Raw genomic sequence first — 16,502 nt, 5'->3', positions numbered from 1 at the left:
GAAACAAAACAAAAGGGCGCGGCAAAGGACCATCCTTTACCACGCCCTGTCATGCTTAAAGCGAGAGGTTTCTGATCGACGTAACGCAGGAAGCCTCGTCTACGCCCGAAACGCGGAAGATGATGTCCTCGCCGCACTCGCCGTAGAGAGCCATGAGTCCCATGACATCGCGGCCATCCGTGTGGCGATCGCCGATGCTGACTGACACGTCGCTACGATGCTTGGCAATGATGTCATAGAGCAGCGCAACCGGGCGGGCATGTAATCCCAACGGATCTTTAATCGTCTTTGTAAACTCGACCATGTCCCCTCCCACGACATCGCACATTCGGCCGGCAAACCCAGCCACGTGGTAGTTATTGTAGCGTTAGATGCTTGTCGAGAGCTCCTCTGAACACCTCGTGGGCAAAAAGTGGCAAATATGAGTACTGTCACAAATTTAGTAGCAGCAAAATCGAGAGCAAATTGCCTAATTTGAGCGATTCGAAGAGGTTGAAAGCCGTCAAACGCCCTTTAAAGGGGGTTAGATAAATTGATTTAGAGCCCATTTTCGCTCAGAGCAGGCCGAAAAATATGACACCTCTCTTGCAACAGTACTCATATTTGGCATTTTTTGCCCACAGAGTCCAAAATCCATGCCCCAAAACACAAAAGGAGGGGCCTCGTAAGGCCCCTCCCTAGGAAAGGGAATCGATTTATTCCACAGCCGTAGATTAATCCTAGCCGCTACTCCATCATATCAAGGACGGAAGGGCGAAGCTCGTTCTCGGCGGCCTCGGGATCGGTCTCGCGCAGGCGGTTGATGTAGCGGTTGTACCACATCACGGCAAGGCCCAGGAAGACAACCACGCCGCCAACGTTGTAGACCAGCGTCAGCCACAGCGGCTGATCGAGCGGAATGGTGCCGCAAATAAGCACGAAGCAGAAGACCACAAGCAGGAATGCAGCAATGGCCAGGCCAAAGGTACGCGAACCCATGCGGAAGCCACGGGGAGCAGCGTCAAAGTTCTTGCGCAGCATAAAGTAGGCAAGCAGGATCAGCAGCGGCGGGAGCAGAGCGGTGGCAGCCGTCATGTTGGTGACGATCATGAGCAGGTCGTCGAGGTTACCAGAGCCCAGGGCAGGGATGATCAGGATGGGGACGACGATGGCGAACTGCAGCCAGGCAGCGCGGGCGGGAATGCCGTGCTCGTTGAGCTCGACGATCTTGCTACCAAAGACGCCCTTGGGGATCTCGGTGAAGAAGACCTTGATGGGAGCGGAGGTCTACATCATGAGGGAACCCAGCGTAGCGGCGAGAAGGATCAAGCCGATGACGCGCGTGGACACTTCCATGGGAATGCCAAAGTGGGCAAAGACAGCGCCGAACACGTCGAAGATGCCGGTGGAGATGGCAACGCTGCCCTCGGGAATGAACAGGTTGACCAGCAGCGAAGCGCCTGCATACAGAAGGCCGATGGTCAGGCCGGCGATAACGACGGTGCGCACGAAGGCCTTGACGCCACCCTTAAGGTCGTTAAGGAACACGCCGACAGACTCAGCGCCGCCAACGCCCTGGATGATCCAGGCAAGCGTACCGAAGAAGCCCCACATAGTGGCGAAGTTGCTCATGTCGGGAGCCATGTTGGCGGGCGTGGGAGCCGTAGCGAACTCAACGCCGCCAAAGGCAGCAGCCAGGGACAGCAGGATGAACACGGCAGTCAGGCCGAGAGCCGCGGTCGAACCGAAGGAGGAAATAGAGCCGATCCACTTAGCGCCCTTGGTCGAAACCCACGTGGCGATAGCAAAGACGACGATCTCGATAATGGTGATCCACAGCTGCGAAAGCTCGGCATTGGCACCAAAGAACACGTAGCTCGCGTAGATGATGACGTTGGGCAGGACGGACGCAAAGTAGAACAGGTTAACGAACCAGTAGCTAAATGCCGTCAGAAACGCCCAGCGGCCGCCCATCGAGGTCTTAACCCATGCGTACACACCCGACTCGGAGTCCTTGTTAAGGCCGACGAACTCGGCGGTAACCAGGGTATAGGGGACAAAGTACAAAAGCGTGGCGAAGAAGAACGACGGCGCAGCTGCCAAGCCGATGGCCGCGTTGTTGTTGATGATGTTCTTGATACCGAACACGGCGGCGACCGTCATGCCCAGCAGAGCGAACGAACCGATCGTTCCTCGTTTTTCAGAGCTCATAAGCCCTCCCAATCATCTATTAAATGTCATCTAAACCCGTCCGAGCTGCAAGTGCAAACACGGACGGCGCACCTGCTAAGGGGAATGGGGAAAAGGGAGTCAACAAAGCCATCCCCCTTAACGGCGCGAAGCAAACGTCCAAACGGACGAATACTACTTGTTGGGGAAGGAATAACCTTCGACCGTCACGTGCAATACCACGACGCGGGAATCCGCGGCATCGGCCACGACACGGTAGGCCTCGTCGATCTCGACGACGGCAACGCCGCCGGCGGGAATCGTCACGGTCTCCCCCGCACCCTCAAAGCGCTCGCGATCATCGATATCGCTGTAAGCGCGGGCGCAGGTGAGACCTGCCTTGGGGGCAACCTCGACGGTCAGTTCGCCGTCGAGCGGAGCGAGCACGGCATGGTAGCGACGGTGACCGACCAGGTCGGCGGTTGCGGCCTCGCGGGCATAGACCCACCAATACACCAGCGAGTCGCCGATAGAGTACGCCACGTCGTGCTGCAGGTCGGCAACGCCATCGAGCGCCTGGCCGGTGCGCATCCACTTCTTGACGGACTTCATCTGGGCGTCGAAATCGGCGCGCGAGTTAAAGACATGCATGGCTTATGCCTCCTTAATGGGTGCCAGCGCCTGAGCCAGATCGGCAGACGTCAGCGGTCGCAGGGACACCTCAAAGCTGAAGCTCTCAAAACGGGTGCGGTAGGAATCGAGCACCTCGGAACCCCAAGAGTTCGAGCCAAGGCCGAGCAACTGGTCGTTGATGTTGACCGTGACCGTATCGCCCGGAACAAGGTCGTAGACGTGCTTGGCGTTATCGATAGCCTCGCAGCTATAAGGCCATGCCGAGAACGAGAACGGGTTGGAAGCGGCGTCGGCCGGACGAGTCACCAGCACGCCGTCACCGTGGCTAGAGCGCAGGGCGACCCAACGGGTTCCCTCGCGGTTAGCGCAATCCTGGGGCATGACATACGGCGTGAACATATCGTCGACCGTAGTGCGGTAATGACCGACCGGGTTGGCGCGCAGCGAGTCCGGGTAGTTCTCGCCCGGGCCGTGGCCATACCACTCGACGGCACGATCGCAACCGGGGACCTCGAAGGAAATGCCGATGCGCGGGATGATATCCGAGTAATCGCCATAGGGCTCGCCGGAAACCTTGAGGTCGACACGACCGCTCGGAAGCACGGTGTAGACGAGCTCGACGCGCATGCCGAACGCGCGGACGGGAGGAGCGATACGCTGGCTCACGGTCACGACGACCGCATTGCCATCCTGCTTCCAAGAAACCTTGCGGGTAGACGTCTGCATCACATCGATGAAGTTGTCCTTCCACAGTGAGTCATACTCCTGCGCATGGTTATCGACGAGCGGATGCCAAAAACCAACCTGGGGACCAGAGGCCATGACGTCGCGGCCGGATGCCTTCCACTCGCTCACGGTACCGTTGACCTTGCTGAAGGTCAGCTCACCGTTGAGGGAGTGAATGCGGATTTCCTGCTCGGTCTCCTCGACCGTAAGCTCAGGACGAGTGGGAGCCGCGATGGCTGGCGCCGGATGGTTGGCGACGGCAAACTGGCTTGCACCCAGTTGGAACATCGGCTCGCACCAGACGTGAGCGGCCATGGTGTAGGCGTGCACGGTCAGCAGGGTCTCGCCTACCGCGGCCTCGCGAATCACCAGCGGCAGCTGGACGGACTCGCCGGGGGCAACCGCACCGGGCATGAGCGTCTTGCGGCACACAACGTCGCCGTCCACCAGGGTCTCGGCCGACAGGCAGACATCCTCGAGGGTGGTAAACCAACGCTTGTTGGTGACGGTCAGCTCGCCTGCCTCGGCGTCATAAGCCATGCGAACCGGGCAGATGACCTGGCCATACTCAGTGAGGCCCGGACTCGGCTGCTGCCAGGGGAACACCATGCCATCGATGCAGAAGTTGCTGTTGTTGGGGTAATCGCCGTTGTCGCCACCATACATATCGTAGGCAACGCCGTCCTCGGTCACAGCAGCCAAACCGTGGTCGCACCATTCCCAGATAAACTGGCCTTGGATGCAATCCCAGCGATCGAAGACCTCCTGGTACTCGGACAGGCCTCCGGGGCCATTGCCCATGGAGTGACCGTACTCGCAGTTGATGCGCGGCTTGGGGAACGGATGCTCGCCAAAGTCGTTCATCTGCGACACACGGGAGTACATGGTGGAAATGACGTCGACGGTATCGGCGTTGCGGTCCTCCTCGTAATGGACCGGACGACCATCGAGCTCGTGAGCCTTGGCATACATCGCGCGGATGTTGCAGCCATAGCCGCTCTCGTTGCCCATCGACCACATAATGATGCAGGCGTGGTTGCGCTCCTGCATCACCAGGCGCTCGATGCGGTCGACGTAGGCCGGCTCCCATGCCGGGTCGTCGGTGACCAGGGCGATATTGCCGATATTCTCGAAGCCGTGGCTCTCCATATCGGTCTCGGCGACCAGCATGATGCCATACTCGTCGCACAGCTCGTAAAAGCGCGGGTCGTTGGCGTAATGGGACGTGCGCACCGCGTTGATGTTGTGCTGCTTCATGAGCTCCAGGTCGCGGCGCATGCGATCGAGGCCCACGGCGCGGCCCTTGTGATCGTCGTGATCGTGGCGGTTGACGCCATGCATCTTAAAGTAGGTGCCGTTGAGGTAGATATGATTGCCCTCGACCGTCACCTCGGCAAGGCCCTGGCGATGCGGGACGTACTCGCTGACCTGGTCACCGTCGTAGACCTCAAACGTAAGGTCATAGAGGAAGGGGTCCTCGGGATTCCAGAAGTGGGCATCGGCAACGCTGCACTCGGCATGGCCGTCGACGCACTCGCCCGTAGCCACCACGTTCTCGCCATCGCTGAGCGTAAACACAACGCGGGAAGCGCCCTCGGCAACCGTATCGAGCGTGATCAAAGCGGTATCGCCCTCGCGGTGCGTGCGGAACCTAAAGTCGACCAGGCGCGCGGCGGGACGCTGCATAAGGTACACATCGCGGAAGATGCCCGAGGCCCACCACATATCCTGATCCTCGATATAGCTGCCATCGCTGTACTGCAGAACCTTGACCGCAAACAGGTTGTCGCCCTCGACAAGCGCGTCGGTCACGTCGAACTCGGCAGACAGGCGCGAGCCCTTGGTCATGCCGATAAACTTGCCGTTGACGTACAGCTCGCCATAGCTCTCGATGCCGTCAAAGCGAATGATCTCGCGAGCGCCGGCAGGCACGGCGGGAAGATTGACGATGCGCTGGTAGACGCCCGTGGGGTCATCGGAAGGAACATACGGCTGATCCACCGGGAACGGGAAGCCCTCGTCGGTATAGGCAAGGTTGCCGTAGCCATCTACCTGCCACAGGTGCGGAACTTCCACGTGATCCCACTCGGGCTCGTACGTGGAGAGCTCCTCGTTGGAGACGGCAGCGGGGCCCTCAAAGAGGCGGAACTGCCACGAGCCGGACAGCTGGACAAACCCGCGCGACAGCTCGCGGCTGTACGTTGCAGCGAGATCGGCGGTCTCGTAACCCATAAAGTACGCATGGGGTGCCAGGCGGTTCCTATGGGTGAGCGCTTGGTTTTCCCAATCGTTAATGGCGTCCATGGTGATGCTCCTTCGTCATCGTAGTGATTCTTGTGCAACCGGTTGTCCTTATCTTACGGGCGATGCAAAAAGCTGTGCAACCGGTTGTCCGCTGAACGGTCGATTTGACCGGGTTAACGGTGCAACCGGTTGTACAACCGGGACACTTATGTCACCCTGAGTATCGACACTCAGCGCAAGACATCGTTCTTAAGCTCGTAGGCAACCACCACGCCCGCTGATATCTCACCCACACGAGACGTATTCGATTGTGGCTTGGTTGCAAAACGACGCCGGTCACCGGATATCATGAACGCTGTTCAGACGCACTATAGTAAGCTGTATCCGCACCAGCCCGTATCAGTGACAACATCGACCGCATTTTCCAGGAGACGCCATGACCCAACCAGTTCGCACCGCACCTACGCTTGCCGAGGTTGCCGCAGCTGCCGGCGTGTCGCGCTCCACGGCATCGCGCGCTCTCAACGATTCGCCCCGCATTAGCGAGGAAACCAAAAAGCGCGTCCGCGCGGCGGCCAAGGAAGTCAATTTTGTCCCCAACGCTCGTGGCCGAGCGCTCGCTGTCGGGCGCACGGAAATCATCGCCGTGCTCGTGACCGAGCCCCTGAGTGAACTCTTCAGCGACCCCACCTATAGCGAGTTTTTGAGCGGCATTACCGAGGAACTGTCGGAGTCGTCCTATCTGCCCGTTATCTTGCAGGCGTCTTCTACGCATGAGCGCAACCGCGCACGCGAGCACTTTGAGCGCCGCTCGTTCGACGCCGTGATCGACGTCTCCCCCTACAAGGGCAGCGAGCTGCTCGAGGTGCTGCGCGAGCTGGGCGTACCTACCGTGTTGTGCGGCCAGCTCGAGGGTCACCCCTATCGCGATGTGTTCTCGACGGTCTACTCTGACGACGAAGAGGGCGGACGCTTTGCGGCACTCGCCATGAAGGAACGCGGGCGCAAAGATATCGTCGCCGTGTTGGGACCGCAAGACAACCCCGCTGTCGTCGACCGCCTGCGCGGCTACCGTGCCGTCTTGGGCGAAGACCTCCCAGACGCAAACGTTATCTATACCGGCTGGAACAACGGAGACGGCTATCAGGCCATGCACCAGATTCTCGCGCGCGAGATTGCTTTCGATGGCGTGCTCTGCGGATCGGACCGTATCGCGGCTGGCGTCATCACCGCACTCAACGAGGCAGGCCTATCCGTTCCTGCGGACGTTTCTGTCGTCGGCTTCGACGATCACGAGATTGCGACGCGCTGCGTCCCCGCGCTCACGACTGTCCGCCAGCCCCTGCGCGAAGAAGGCCACATGGCCGCCAACATTGCGCTCGACATGATCAAGGGTGCCGAGCCCACCACCTCCGTGATGCACATGCAGCTGATCCAGAGAGACTCGCTATAAGAAACTGGGGCAGGCTTTCCGCCAGACAGTTGTTGCGGAAAGCCTATCCCGTTTTGAGCGCTCATTCTGGGGCACAGTTTCCGTTAGACAGCTCAACCGGAAACTGTGCCCCATTATTTTGCCGAATTCTGGGTCGCGCTTTCCCAGAGGACCCCCTTTGGGAAAGCGCGACCCGTTCTGGATGCAGATTTCGGGATGCACTTTCCGCGACGCCCGGTCATCCCATGCCCTCACAATCTCGGTGTATAAAAAAACGAGGGAAGGCGCACGTCCTTCCCTCGTTGCGGGCAATATGTAGCCGCTCGCCTACATCAGGCGCAGGCTGACGTCCTTGAGCTGGGCGCCGCTAACGGCACTCGGGGCGCCCGACATGAGGTCGGAGCCGCTGGCCGTCTTGGGGAACGCCATGACGTCGCGGATGGAGTCGGAACCGGTAAGCAGCATGCACACGCGGTCCAGGCCCAGAGCGAAACCGCCCATCGGGGGCGCACCAAACTTGAGGGCCTCCATGAGGAAGCCAAACTGAGACTCGGCGCGCTCCTCGGTAAAGCCCAGGAGCTTGAGCATGGACATCTGCATCTCGGCGTTGTGGATACGCATACCGCCACCGCCGGCCTCAAAGCCGTCCATGACAAAGTCGTAGGTGCACGAACCGGCTGCCAGGGGATCGGCCTCGATCTTGGCGATGTCGGTCTCGGTCGGCAGGGTAAAGGGCTGGTGCTCGGCAGCATAGGCCTTGCGATCCTCGTCCCAATGGAACAGCGGGAAGTTGACGACCCACAGGAAGTCGTGACCCTCGCGCTTGATCTCGAGCGCGTTGGCCATGTGCGAACGCATGCCGCCCAGGATCTCGTCAGAGAGCAGGCGCGGGCCGGCGGCGAACATCACAAGGTCGCCGGGCTCGACGTCCATGCGCTCGCGCAGAGCCGCCATCTCCTCGTCCGAGAAGAACTTGACGATGGGGCTGTTGATGGAGCCATCCTCGCGGAAGGCGATCCATGCCAGGCCCTTGGCGCCAAACGTGGAAGCCACGCCGGCGAGCTTATCGATCTTGGCACGTGCCCAGGCACCGGCGCCCTTGGCGTTGATGGCCTTGACGACAGAGCCCTCCTCGTTTGCGGCAGTCGCAAAGACCTTGAACTTGGAGTTGGCAAAGATGTCGGTCAGGTCGACCAGGTGCATGCCATAGCGGGTATCGGGCTTGTCGGAGCCATAGGTGTCCATGGCATCCCAGTAGTTCATGCGACGCAGCGGCGTGGGCATCTCGACACCCATGCGGCCGAAGGCATCGGCAAGAACCTCTTCGAGCGCGCTCATGACATCGTTCTGGTCCACGAAAGACATCTCGATATCGACCTGGGTGAACTCTGGCTGACGGTCGGCACGCAGGTCCTCGTCGCGGAAGCACTTGGCAACCTGGTAGTAGCGCTCGACGCCACCGACCATGAGCAGCTGCTTCAGAAGCTGCGGGGACTGCGGCAGAGCGTAGAAGTTGCCCGGCTGGATGCGGCTGGGGACGATGAAGTCGCGGGCGCCCTCGGGCGTGGACTTGAACAGGGAGGGCGTCTCGACCTCCATAAACTCGCGGTTGTGCAGCGCCTCGCGAATGGCAAAGGTAAAGTCGGAGCGCAGCTTGAGGTTTGCCATCATCTCGGGACGACGGAGGTCCAGATAGCGATAGCGCAGACGGGTGTCCTCGCTGGTCTCGATGCCGTCCTCGATCTGGAACGGCGGGGTGACGGAAGTGTTGAGCACCTCGGCGTGGTCGGTCAGGACCTCGATCTCGCCGGTCGCGAGCTTGGCGTTGGTGGTCTCCTCGCCACGGGAGCGCACGACGCCGTGGATCTTGATAGGCCACTCGGGACGCATGGTCTCGGCAATCTTAAAGGCGTCGCCGTCGGAGTGCTCGGGGTCGAAGGTGAGCTGCGTGATGCCCTCGCGGTCGCGAAGGTCGCAGAAAATAAGGCCGCCGTGATCGCGGCGACGGCTCACCCAACCGGTGAGGGTGACCTCTTCGCCCACGTTCTCGCGGCGAAGCTCGCCGCAGGTACGGGTGTGCATGGAATGCTCGTCGATGGGACGGGTCTGGCTCATACCAGTGATCCTCCTTTATGGATCTGTGCCGCCCCGTGTCGTTCCGGGCGGCGTCGTACAGATTTGCCCAGCCTGCGTAAACCGCGCAGCCAGACATGGCGTTCTATCTTATCGCACCTGTGCCGATGTACCGCGAAAAAGTAGCTCCTGCCCAAAGACTTGACGGAGACGAAACAATTGACGCACTGCGGCACCCGCCCGTACGCGTCACGTGCGACAATGTGCCCCAATACAACTGCACTCGGAAAGGCCCGCCATGACTGCACGCCTCATCGTTATGGATATCGACTCCACGCTCATCAACCAGGAAGTCATCGACCTGTTGGGCGAGGAAGCCGGCGTAGGCGAGCAAGTGGCGAAGATCACTGAGCGCGCCATGCGCGGCGAACTGGACTTTAAGCAGGCGCTCGAGGAGCGCGTTGGGCTGCTTGCCGGCTTGGACGAGAGTGTGTTCGAGCGTACCTTTGAGCGCGTGACGTTTACTCCTGGCGCGCTGGAGCTTGTGCGCTCGGCGCACAGCAAGGGCTGGAAGGTCGGCGTGGTAAGCGGCGGCTTCCACGAGGTCGCCGACAAGATCGTGGCCGCCGCGGGCATCGATTTTTGCCTGGCTAACCGCCTAGAGGTCGTGGACGGCAAGCTCACCGGTAAGCTGGCGGCAGACATCGTGACCAAGGAATCCAAGCTCATCCGGCTGCTGGATTGGGCAGTCGAGTGCGGTGTCGATATGGCCCACACCGTCGCGATCGGCGACGGGGCAAACGATATCCCTATGATTCAGGCCGCGGGCACGGGCATCGCGTTTTGTGCCAAGCCCAAGACGCGCGAAGCCGCCCCGTTTGCCATCGACGAGCGCAACCTGATGCTCGCCATGGACATCATCCTGCGCGACTAGTCGATCCGTCTAACAATTGAATCAGTCTGTCCTATAGTTTCCGAACAATTTTGTTTTAGTGTTCGGAAACATACCTTTGAGTGCTAGACTTTGCGCCGTCGAAGGGAACATATATGGATAAGCGAGATCTTGAGCAGTTGCTGAGCGATGTTGCCGACGGAGCAGTCGCCCCGGCAGTCGCCCTCACACGCATCCAGACGGCGCCGACCGCCGATCTGGGTTTTGCGCAGCTCGATCTTTCGCGCGGGGTGCGCCAGGGAGCCGGCGAGGTTGTCTACGGTGCCGGTAAAACCGCCGAGCAGATTGCCGCCATTATCGAAGCGCTGCGCGATGCCGGTCAGGAGCGCATCCTGGTCACGCGCCTGGACAGCGAAAAAGCAGCCCGCACCTCGGAGCTCCTCGGCAACGGCATCGACCTGGGGTATATCCCGAACGCACAGCTCGCCCTCGTGGGCGGCAAGCCCTCCCCTACTGGCAACGGACGCATCGTCGTCGCCTGCGCCGGCACGAGCGACTTGCCCGTCGCCGAGGAAGCCGCGTTGACGGCCGAATTCTATGGCAACGAGGTCGACCGCCTCTACGACGTGGGTGTTGCCGGCCTGCACCGCCTGCTCGCGCATGCCGAGGAACTTGCACAGGCGCAGGTGGTCATCGCCATCGCCGGCATGGAGGGCGCGTTGGCGAGCGTTGTCGGCGGCCTGGTGAGCTGTCCGGTCATCGCCGTTCCCACCAGCGTGGGCTACGGCGCAAGTTTTGGTGGCGTAGCCGCACTGCTCGCCATGCTCAACTCCTGTGCCAGCGGCGTATCGGTCGTCAATATCGACAACGGCTTTGGTGCCGCCTACCAGGCAAGTCTTATCAATCATCTGAGCGCCGGCACGCCCCACGCCCGTTAAGGAGCATTCCATGTCCAACCATCAGCACACGCTTATCATCGACGGCACCTCGGGCATCAGCGGCGACATGACCGTCGCGGCCCTGCTCGACCTGGGCGCCAGCGAGGAGCACCTGCGCGAACAGCTCGCCACACTGCCGGTCGACGGCTTTACGATCGCCGTCACGCGTGCAAACAAGCATGGCATCGACGCCTGCGATTTCGACATCCAGCTTGCAGAGGAGCTCGAGAACCACGATCACGATATGGCCTGGCTCTACGGCAACGAAGCAACTGCCGAGCACACGCACGAACATGAGCACCACCATCATGACCACGACGAGCACGAACACGAACACACACACGAGCATGACCATGAGGCCCACGGCCATGGCCACGAGGGCCATCATCACGCCCACCACCATCACCATCGTTCTTTGGCGGACGTCACCGCCATCATCGATGGCTCGCAGCTAAGCGATGGCGCCAAGCGTCGCGCTCTCGCCATCTTTACCGCACTCGCTGCCGCCGAGGCCAAGGCTCACGGCAAAACGCCCGAGACCGTCCTGTTTCACGAGGTAGGCGCCGTCGACTCCATCGTCGACGTCTGCTCGGTCGCCATCTGCCTCGATGACCTTGGTATCGAGGATATTGTCGTCGAGTCGCTCTCCGAGGGCCACGGAACCATCCGCTGCGCCCACGGCCTCATGCCCATTCCCGTCCCCGCTGTCGTCAACCTGTGCCAGGCGGGCAATATCGCCCTCACGCCTGCACCGGTCGCCGGCGAGCTCGTGACGCCCACGGGCGCCGCCATCGTCGCCGCACTGCGTACGACCGAGCACCTGCCAGCCCGCTACCACATCGAAGCCGTCGGCTACGGCGCCGGCAAGCGCCCCTACGAGGGCTGCTCCGGCACGCTCCGTTGTCTGCTCGTTCACGTGGATGCATAGCCATGGATGCCCGCAAAGAAAAAAGCCGCGCTGCCATCGTCGCGGCGTTCTCCGAGCTGCTACGCGAAGAGGACTACGGCAAGATTACCGTCGGCGACATCATCGCGCGCGCTCACGTAGGCCGCGCGACATTCTACGGCCTCTTTAAGAGCAAAGACGACCTACTGTCCGAGCTCGTGAGCGACATCTGCACCCACGCCCTCGACGACGATGGCACACCGCTCGACGACCCACTCGTGCAGGTCGAGCATATCCTCAACAACCTCTGGGAACGCCGTCAGGGCGTTCGAGCCCTCGTAGCCGGCGCCGGCTCCCGCGTCTTCGCCGACTGTCTCCGCAAGACCATCATGTCACGCGCAGCCGAAACCGTCCCCGCCGACCCCGCAGGCCCCGCCGGCACCATGGACCGCAGCTTCCTACTACACCACATAGCCTCAAGCTTCGTAGCCACCATCCAATGGTGGGCCTGGCACAACTTTCAAGTAGACAAAGCCGACGTAGCCAAAGACTACTTATCGGCCATAAAACCCCTCTTCAACTAAGTAAGAACATCATCCCAAAGCATCGCCCCAACCCAGGGCGCCACGCATCCCAAAGTGTCACTCGCGCTTCACCGCCCCCAACAGCAACAAGCCCCTCCCATCCAAATCCAAATTCAGATTTATATGTTGGGCTGCTTGTTCCAACGCGGCCAAGATCCCGCAGCTGGCCGCATGGGGTAACTTCCCAGCGCATTCCGCAGGACGAAAGAACCCCCGCCGCACGAATGAACTGCCTCCCATTTCTTGGGCATGAGAAATGGGAGGCTTTTTATGCGTGTCGACTTGAGGGTGAAGCACGACATCGAGGCCAAGAAGGCGGCGATCGAGCTCTTCGAGCGAGGCCACGGCTCCGAGTCGGCGGCGAAGGCGCTGTCGGTCCCGCGCGACACCGTGAGACAATGGCTCTACGTATACCGGTCGTTCGGAAGCGAGGTGCTGCTATCCATGGACGGCAAGCAGGCCAGGTACACATATGAGCAGAAGGTCGCCGCCGCCTCGGCCGTGGTCGACGGCGGCATGAGCAAGCGGGACGCCATGGAGGCGTTCGGCGTCATGTCCCTGGCGCCGCTCAAGAGATGGTGCGCGCTCTACCGCGAGGGCGGCGCCGAGGCGCTCAGGCCCAAGCCCAAGGGCCGGCCGAGCGGTTCCAAGGCGAGGCCGCGCACGCGCGAGCAGGAGCTCGAGGAGCGCCGCCGAAGGCTCGAGACCGAGGTGGCCTACCTAAAAAAATTGCGTGCCCTGGTCGAGAGGGACGGACTCTGACCAGGGCGAAGGTCGAGGCCGTGGGCGCCCTGCGCGAAGAGGGGTACGGGCTGGGGCGCCTGCTGGAGTGCGCCGGCCTGGCGAGGTCGAGCTACTACTACGCGCTGTCGCACCCGAAGGCTCCCACCAGGCCCGAGCTCTGGGAGGCCGCCGCCGAGATATTCTCGCGCACCGCCAACGGGTGCGGCCACAGGCAGATCGCCATGTGCCTGCGCGCCGAGCAGGGCGTGCGCATAGCCTACAAGACCGTGCTGAAGATGATGCGCGAGATGGGCATCAGCTGCGGGATCCGCCGCGAGACCGACTACCACAGGTACAACTCGTACAGGGGCAAGGTCGGAAAGACCTTCGAGAACGTCATCGGGCGCGACTTCGCCGCCGACGGGCCGTGGGAAAAGATGGGCACCGACGTCACCGAGTTCAAGCAGCCCTGGGGCAAGGCCTACTTCGCGCCGGTCTACGACTTCGGCAGCAAGGAGATCGTCGCCTGGTCCACGTCGCTGCACCCCAACATGGCTCAGCAGCACGAGCTGCTCGACCAGCTCGTGTCCAAGAAGCCCAAGGGCTCCAGGCCGATCCTGCACTCGGACATGGGCTGGCAGTACCAGCAGGCCGGTTGGTGCAGGCGGCTGGAGGAGGCCGGCGTGGTGCAGAGCATGTCCCGGAAGGGCAACTGCATCGACAACGGCGCGACGGAGCAGGTGTTCGGCCACATCAAGGACGAGTTCTTCCGCGGAAGGACGTGGCCGGACTTCGAGTCCTTCAAGGCGGACCTCGACGACTTCGTGGTCCATTGGAACACGAGGAGGCGCCAGGTTAAACTGAAGGGACTGACCCCGGAGGAGTTCCGGAGCCAGTCCCTTGCGGCGTAGCTTTTATTTAAGCCGTCCAAGTTTTGGGGTGCAGTTCAGAAGTGCGCAGCGGGGGTTCTTTCATGTCCGAGGACGCGCTGGGAAGTTACCCCATGCGGCCAGCGGACAACTATGTAGCCTCAGACTAGAACATGCCCAAGAAACCGTGCACAAACAGCGCGGCCAGAGCGGCACCGATAAACGGTGCGATGCCAGGAACGAGCAGGCCGTACTTCCAGTTGTTGTCAGCCTTGTTCTTAATCGGCAGCACCTGATAGGCCATGCGAGGACCAAGGTCACGAGCCTGGTTCATGGCGAAGCCGGTGATGCCGCCCATGCCCATGCCAACAGCCCAAACGATCAGACCGACGCAGATGGCGAGCATCAAAACGTTCTCGCCGGCGCGGCTAGCGGCAGCAAGGATGGCGCTGATGAACACAAAGGTGCAGATGGCCTCGCAGAAGAAGTTGCGAGCATAGTTCGTGCCCTCGGTAGTAGGGTTGGTCGAGAAGATGTTGCGCTGGGCAATAGGGTCGACGACGCCCTCGGAAGCCTTGAACTCATCGGCATACATCAACCACGCGATCACGGCACCCGCAAAGCCGCCGAGCATATCGGCAATCATGAAGGGGATGCAGCTGCTCCACGGCACCAGGCCTACGATGCACTGGGCAAGCACCATGGCGGGGTTCATGCACACGGCGCCGCCAAAGACAAACAGGCAGACCGAGATGCCAAAAGACCAGGTGGTGATGGCAAACATGTGACCGGAGCCCTGATACTTGGTGCCCTTGAGCACGGTATCGCAGTGCACGCCCACGCCAAAGATGATCATGAGGGCCGTTGCGCCGAATTCGCAGAGGAGTTTGGTAAGCATAAAACCTTATCTTTCTTGTCGGTTATAAACGATTCGTTTAGGCCGCGTACTAGTGCTGAGCGACGACAACGCCCAGGCCATCGGGAATGACGGCCACCTTGGCATCGGCACCCTTCATCTCAAAGGCGAGCTTGAGCGCCTCATCGAGGGTGTTGACCGGCGTCATGTGCATATCCTTGATCATCTGGTGATCGCACAGGTCGGTGACCATGATCACAGGGTGATGCGCCAGGATGCGGGCAAAGATCTGGCTCGTCCACTGGTCGGGCAGGGTCTCGTCCTTAGGACGGTCGATGCAGGCACGCTCAAACTCCGCCGGATCGTTGTCGGCGATGTTGTGATAGAAGCCCTCGCCACCGTGGCCGTCGGCACAACCGGCGACGTCGATGATCACGCCGCCCTCGGGAAGCGTGGCCTCGGCAGAGCACATGCCCTTCACGGCCTGATAGATGTTCTGGTCGAGCGGGTAGCCGCCGTTGGTGGTGATGGCGATCTCGCACTCGACGGGCTCAACGCCGGCAAGGCTCTTCACGAACTCGCAGCCAGCCTCGTGTGCCTTATGGATGTCGCCTGCAAAGGAGCCGATAACCTCATGCTTGCCGTTGAGCACCACGTTGAGCACAAAGGCAAGGTGAGCCATCTCGGCAGCGGCAAACATGTCCTCGCTCACGTGGTTGTGGCACAGGTTGCCGGCACGCGAATGGGAATCGTTCACAAACTGACCGTTGTGGTTGTACATGATGGTCTTGTAGCTGGCGATGCCAGGCAAGACGGACTTGCGGCTACCAGAGAAACCGGCAAAGAAGTGCGGCTCAATAAAGCCCTCGGCAAGCAGCAGATCGCAATCGGCGGCAATCTTGTTGATGATGCACTCGCCACCAGAAGGCAGGGTGCCGATCTTTTTCATCATGCTGTCGTCAGTCGCGACGTGCATAACGATTTCCTCGTTGGCAACGATCTCCTCGCCGTACTTGTTGACGAGTTCCTCATGCGTCGACGGACGATGCATACCCGTAGCAACCAAAATGCGCACGCGAGCCTCGGGCGCAGCGGAATGGATGTGATGCAGCAGAATAGGCATCGTCACACGCGAGGGAACGGGACGCGTATGATCGGAGCTAATAATGACAATATCCTTCTTGCCAGCACAAAGCTCCTCGAGCGACGGCGAGCCATAAGGGTTGGCAAGCGACTCCTCTACCAGCTCTTCCTGCGATTTCGTGGTCTTAAACTCGTTTTGATGACCTTCCATCACACCCGCGAAGTTCTTATCCTCGAGCTCCAGATGCAACGTCTTGTGGTCAAACGGCAGTTCACATTCAAACAATGACGAGCGCCCTCTTCCTTTTCAACTGACACACTAGATAAACCGTTGGAAGGATACGCCGCTCACCGAAAAACACCACCGTCCACCGACTCATTAACACAACGTTCATATTTGACCCACAACAAAACG

Annotated in this window: 13 protein-coding genes and 1 pseudogene; 7 read left to right on the top strand and 7 right to left on the bottom strand. The window is 60.7% G+C overall.

What is annotated here, in order from left to right; genetic code table 11:
• Positions 1-55 precede the first annotated feature (55 nt).
• The 4 genes and pseudogenes from PGW49_RS03465 to PGW49_RS03450 all read right to left on the bottom strand — a co-directional run bounded on the left by PGW49_RS03465 (position 56) and on the right by PGW49_RS03450 (position 5,811).
• Positions 56-304: an HPr family phosphocarrier protein gene (locus PGW49_RS03465; protein ID WP_022094361.1), complete on the bottom strand. Its 249-nt coding sequence runs from the start codon at positions 302-304 to the stop codon at positions 56-58.
• A 422-nt stretch (positions 305-726) separates the two neighbouring features.
• A pseudogene (locus PGW49_RS03460) lies at positions 727-2,190 on the bottom strand (amino acid permease).
• Between the two features lie 153 nt (positions 2,191-2,343).
• Complete coding sequence (locus tag PGW49_RS03455; protein WP_270225530.1) at positions 2,344-2,799, bottom strand: NanQ anomerase/TabA/YiaL family protein; 456 nt, start codon at positions 2,797-2,799, stop codon at positions 2,344-2,346.
• 3 nt (positions 2,800-2,802) lie between these two features.
• Positions 2,803-5,811, bottom strand: coding sequence for a glycoside hydrolase family 2 TIM barrel-domain containing protein (locus PGW49_RS03450; protein WP_270225529.1), 3,009 nt, complete (start codon positions 5,809-5,811; stop codon positions 2,803-2,805).
• 376 nt (positions 5,812-6,187) lie between these two features.
• On the opposite strand from PGW49_RS03450, the gene PGW49_RS03445 reads away from it, so the two are divergent.
• Positions 6,188-7,204, top strand: a complete 1,017-nt coding sequence (locus tag PGW49_RS03445; RefSeq protein ID WP_270225528.1) for a LacI family DNA-binding transcriptional regulator — start codon at positions 6,188-6,190, stop codon at positions 7,202-7,204.
• Between the two features lie 306 nt (positions 7,205-7,510).
• Here PGW49_RS03445 and aspS read toward each other — a convergent pair whose 3' ends face one another.
• Positions 7,511-9,298 carry an aspartate--tRNA ligase gene (gene aspS, locus PGW49_RS03440; RefSeq protein WP_238022493.1) on the bottom strand — a complete coding sequence of 596 codons (1,788 nt, stop codon included), beginning with the start codon at positions 9,296-9,298 and terminating at the stop codon, positions 7,511-7,513.
• 256 nt (positions 9,299-9,554) lie between these two features.
• Between aspS and serB the strand changes: the two genes are divergently transcribed.
• The 6 genes from serB to PGW49_RS03410 all read left to right on the top strand — a co-directional run bounded on the left by serB (position 9,555) and on the right by PGW49_RS03410 (position 14,190).
• Positions 9,555-10,190, top strand: a complete 636-nt coding sequence (gene serB / locus PGW49_RS03435; protein WP_260699187.1) for a phosphoserine phosphatase SerB — start codon at positions 9,555-9,557, stop codon at positions 10,188-10,190.
• 113 nt (positions 10,191-10,303) lie between these two features.
• Entirely contained in the window at positions 10,304-11,086 is a 783-nt protein-coding gene (gene larB, locus PGW49_RS03430) for a nickel pincer cofactor biosynthesis protein LarB (protein WP_138114039.1), read from the top strand.
• Positions 11,087-11,096: 10 nt separating this feature from the next.
• Positions 11,097-12,014, top strand: a complete 918-nt coding sequence (gene larC / locus PGW49_RS03425) for a nickel pincer cofactor biosynthesis protein LarC (protein WP_270225526.1) — start codon at positions 11,097-11,099, stop codon at positions 12,012-12,014.
• A 2-nt stretch (positions 12,015-12,016) separates the two neighbouring features.
• A complete protein-coding gene (locus PGW49_RS03420) occupies positions 12,017-12,556 on the top strand; it encodes a TetR/AcrR family transcriptional regulator (protein WP_138114034.1) in 540 nt (179 codons plus the stop codon).
• Between the two features lie 288 nt (positions 12,557-12,844).
• Positions 12,845-13,318 carry a helix-turn-helix domain-containing protein gene (locus PGW49_RS03415; protein ID WP_270225525.1) on the top strand — a complete coding sequence of 158 codons (474 nt, stop codon included), beginning with the start codon at positions 12,845-12,847 and terminating at the stop codon, positions 13,316-13,318.
• 20 nt (positions 13,319-13,338) lie between these two features.
• A complete protein-coding gene (locus PGW49_RS03410; RefSeq protein WP_270225524.1) occupies positions 13,339-14,190 on the top strand; it encodes an IS3 family transposase in 852 nt (283 codons plus the stop codon).
• A 124-nt stretch (positions 14,191-14,314) separates the two neighbouring features.
• Here the strand turns inward: PGW49_RS03410 and larD are convergent, their stop codons facing one another.
• Both larD and larA read right to left on the bottom strand, forming a co-directional pair.
• Positions 14,315-15,046 (bottom strand): D/L-lactic acid transporter LarD, encoded by a 732-nt coding sequence (gene larD, locus PGW49_RS03405; RefSeq protein WP_138114031.1) that lies wholly within the window; start codon positions 15,044-15,046, stop codon positions 14,315-14,317.
• Between the two features lie 49 nt (positions 15,047-15,095).
• Complete coding sequence (gene larA, locus PGW49_RS03400; RefSeq protein ID WP_022093875.1) at positions 15,096-16,373, bottom strand: nickel-dependent lactate racemase; 1,278 nt, start codon at positions 16,371-16,373, stop codon at positions 15,096-15,098.
• Positions 16,374-16,502 lie beyond the last annotated feature (129 nt).

The organism is Collinsella aerofaciens (assembly GCF_027679495.1).
Lineage (GTDB): Bacteria > Actinomycetota > Coriobacteriia > Coriobacteriales > Coriobacteriaceae > Collinsella > Collinsella aerofaciens_AK.
The sequence above is the reverse complement of the archived record's forward strand: the minus strand, read 5'-3'. Positions and strand labels throughout refer to the sequence as shown.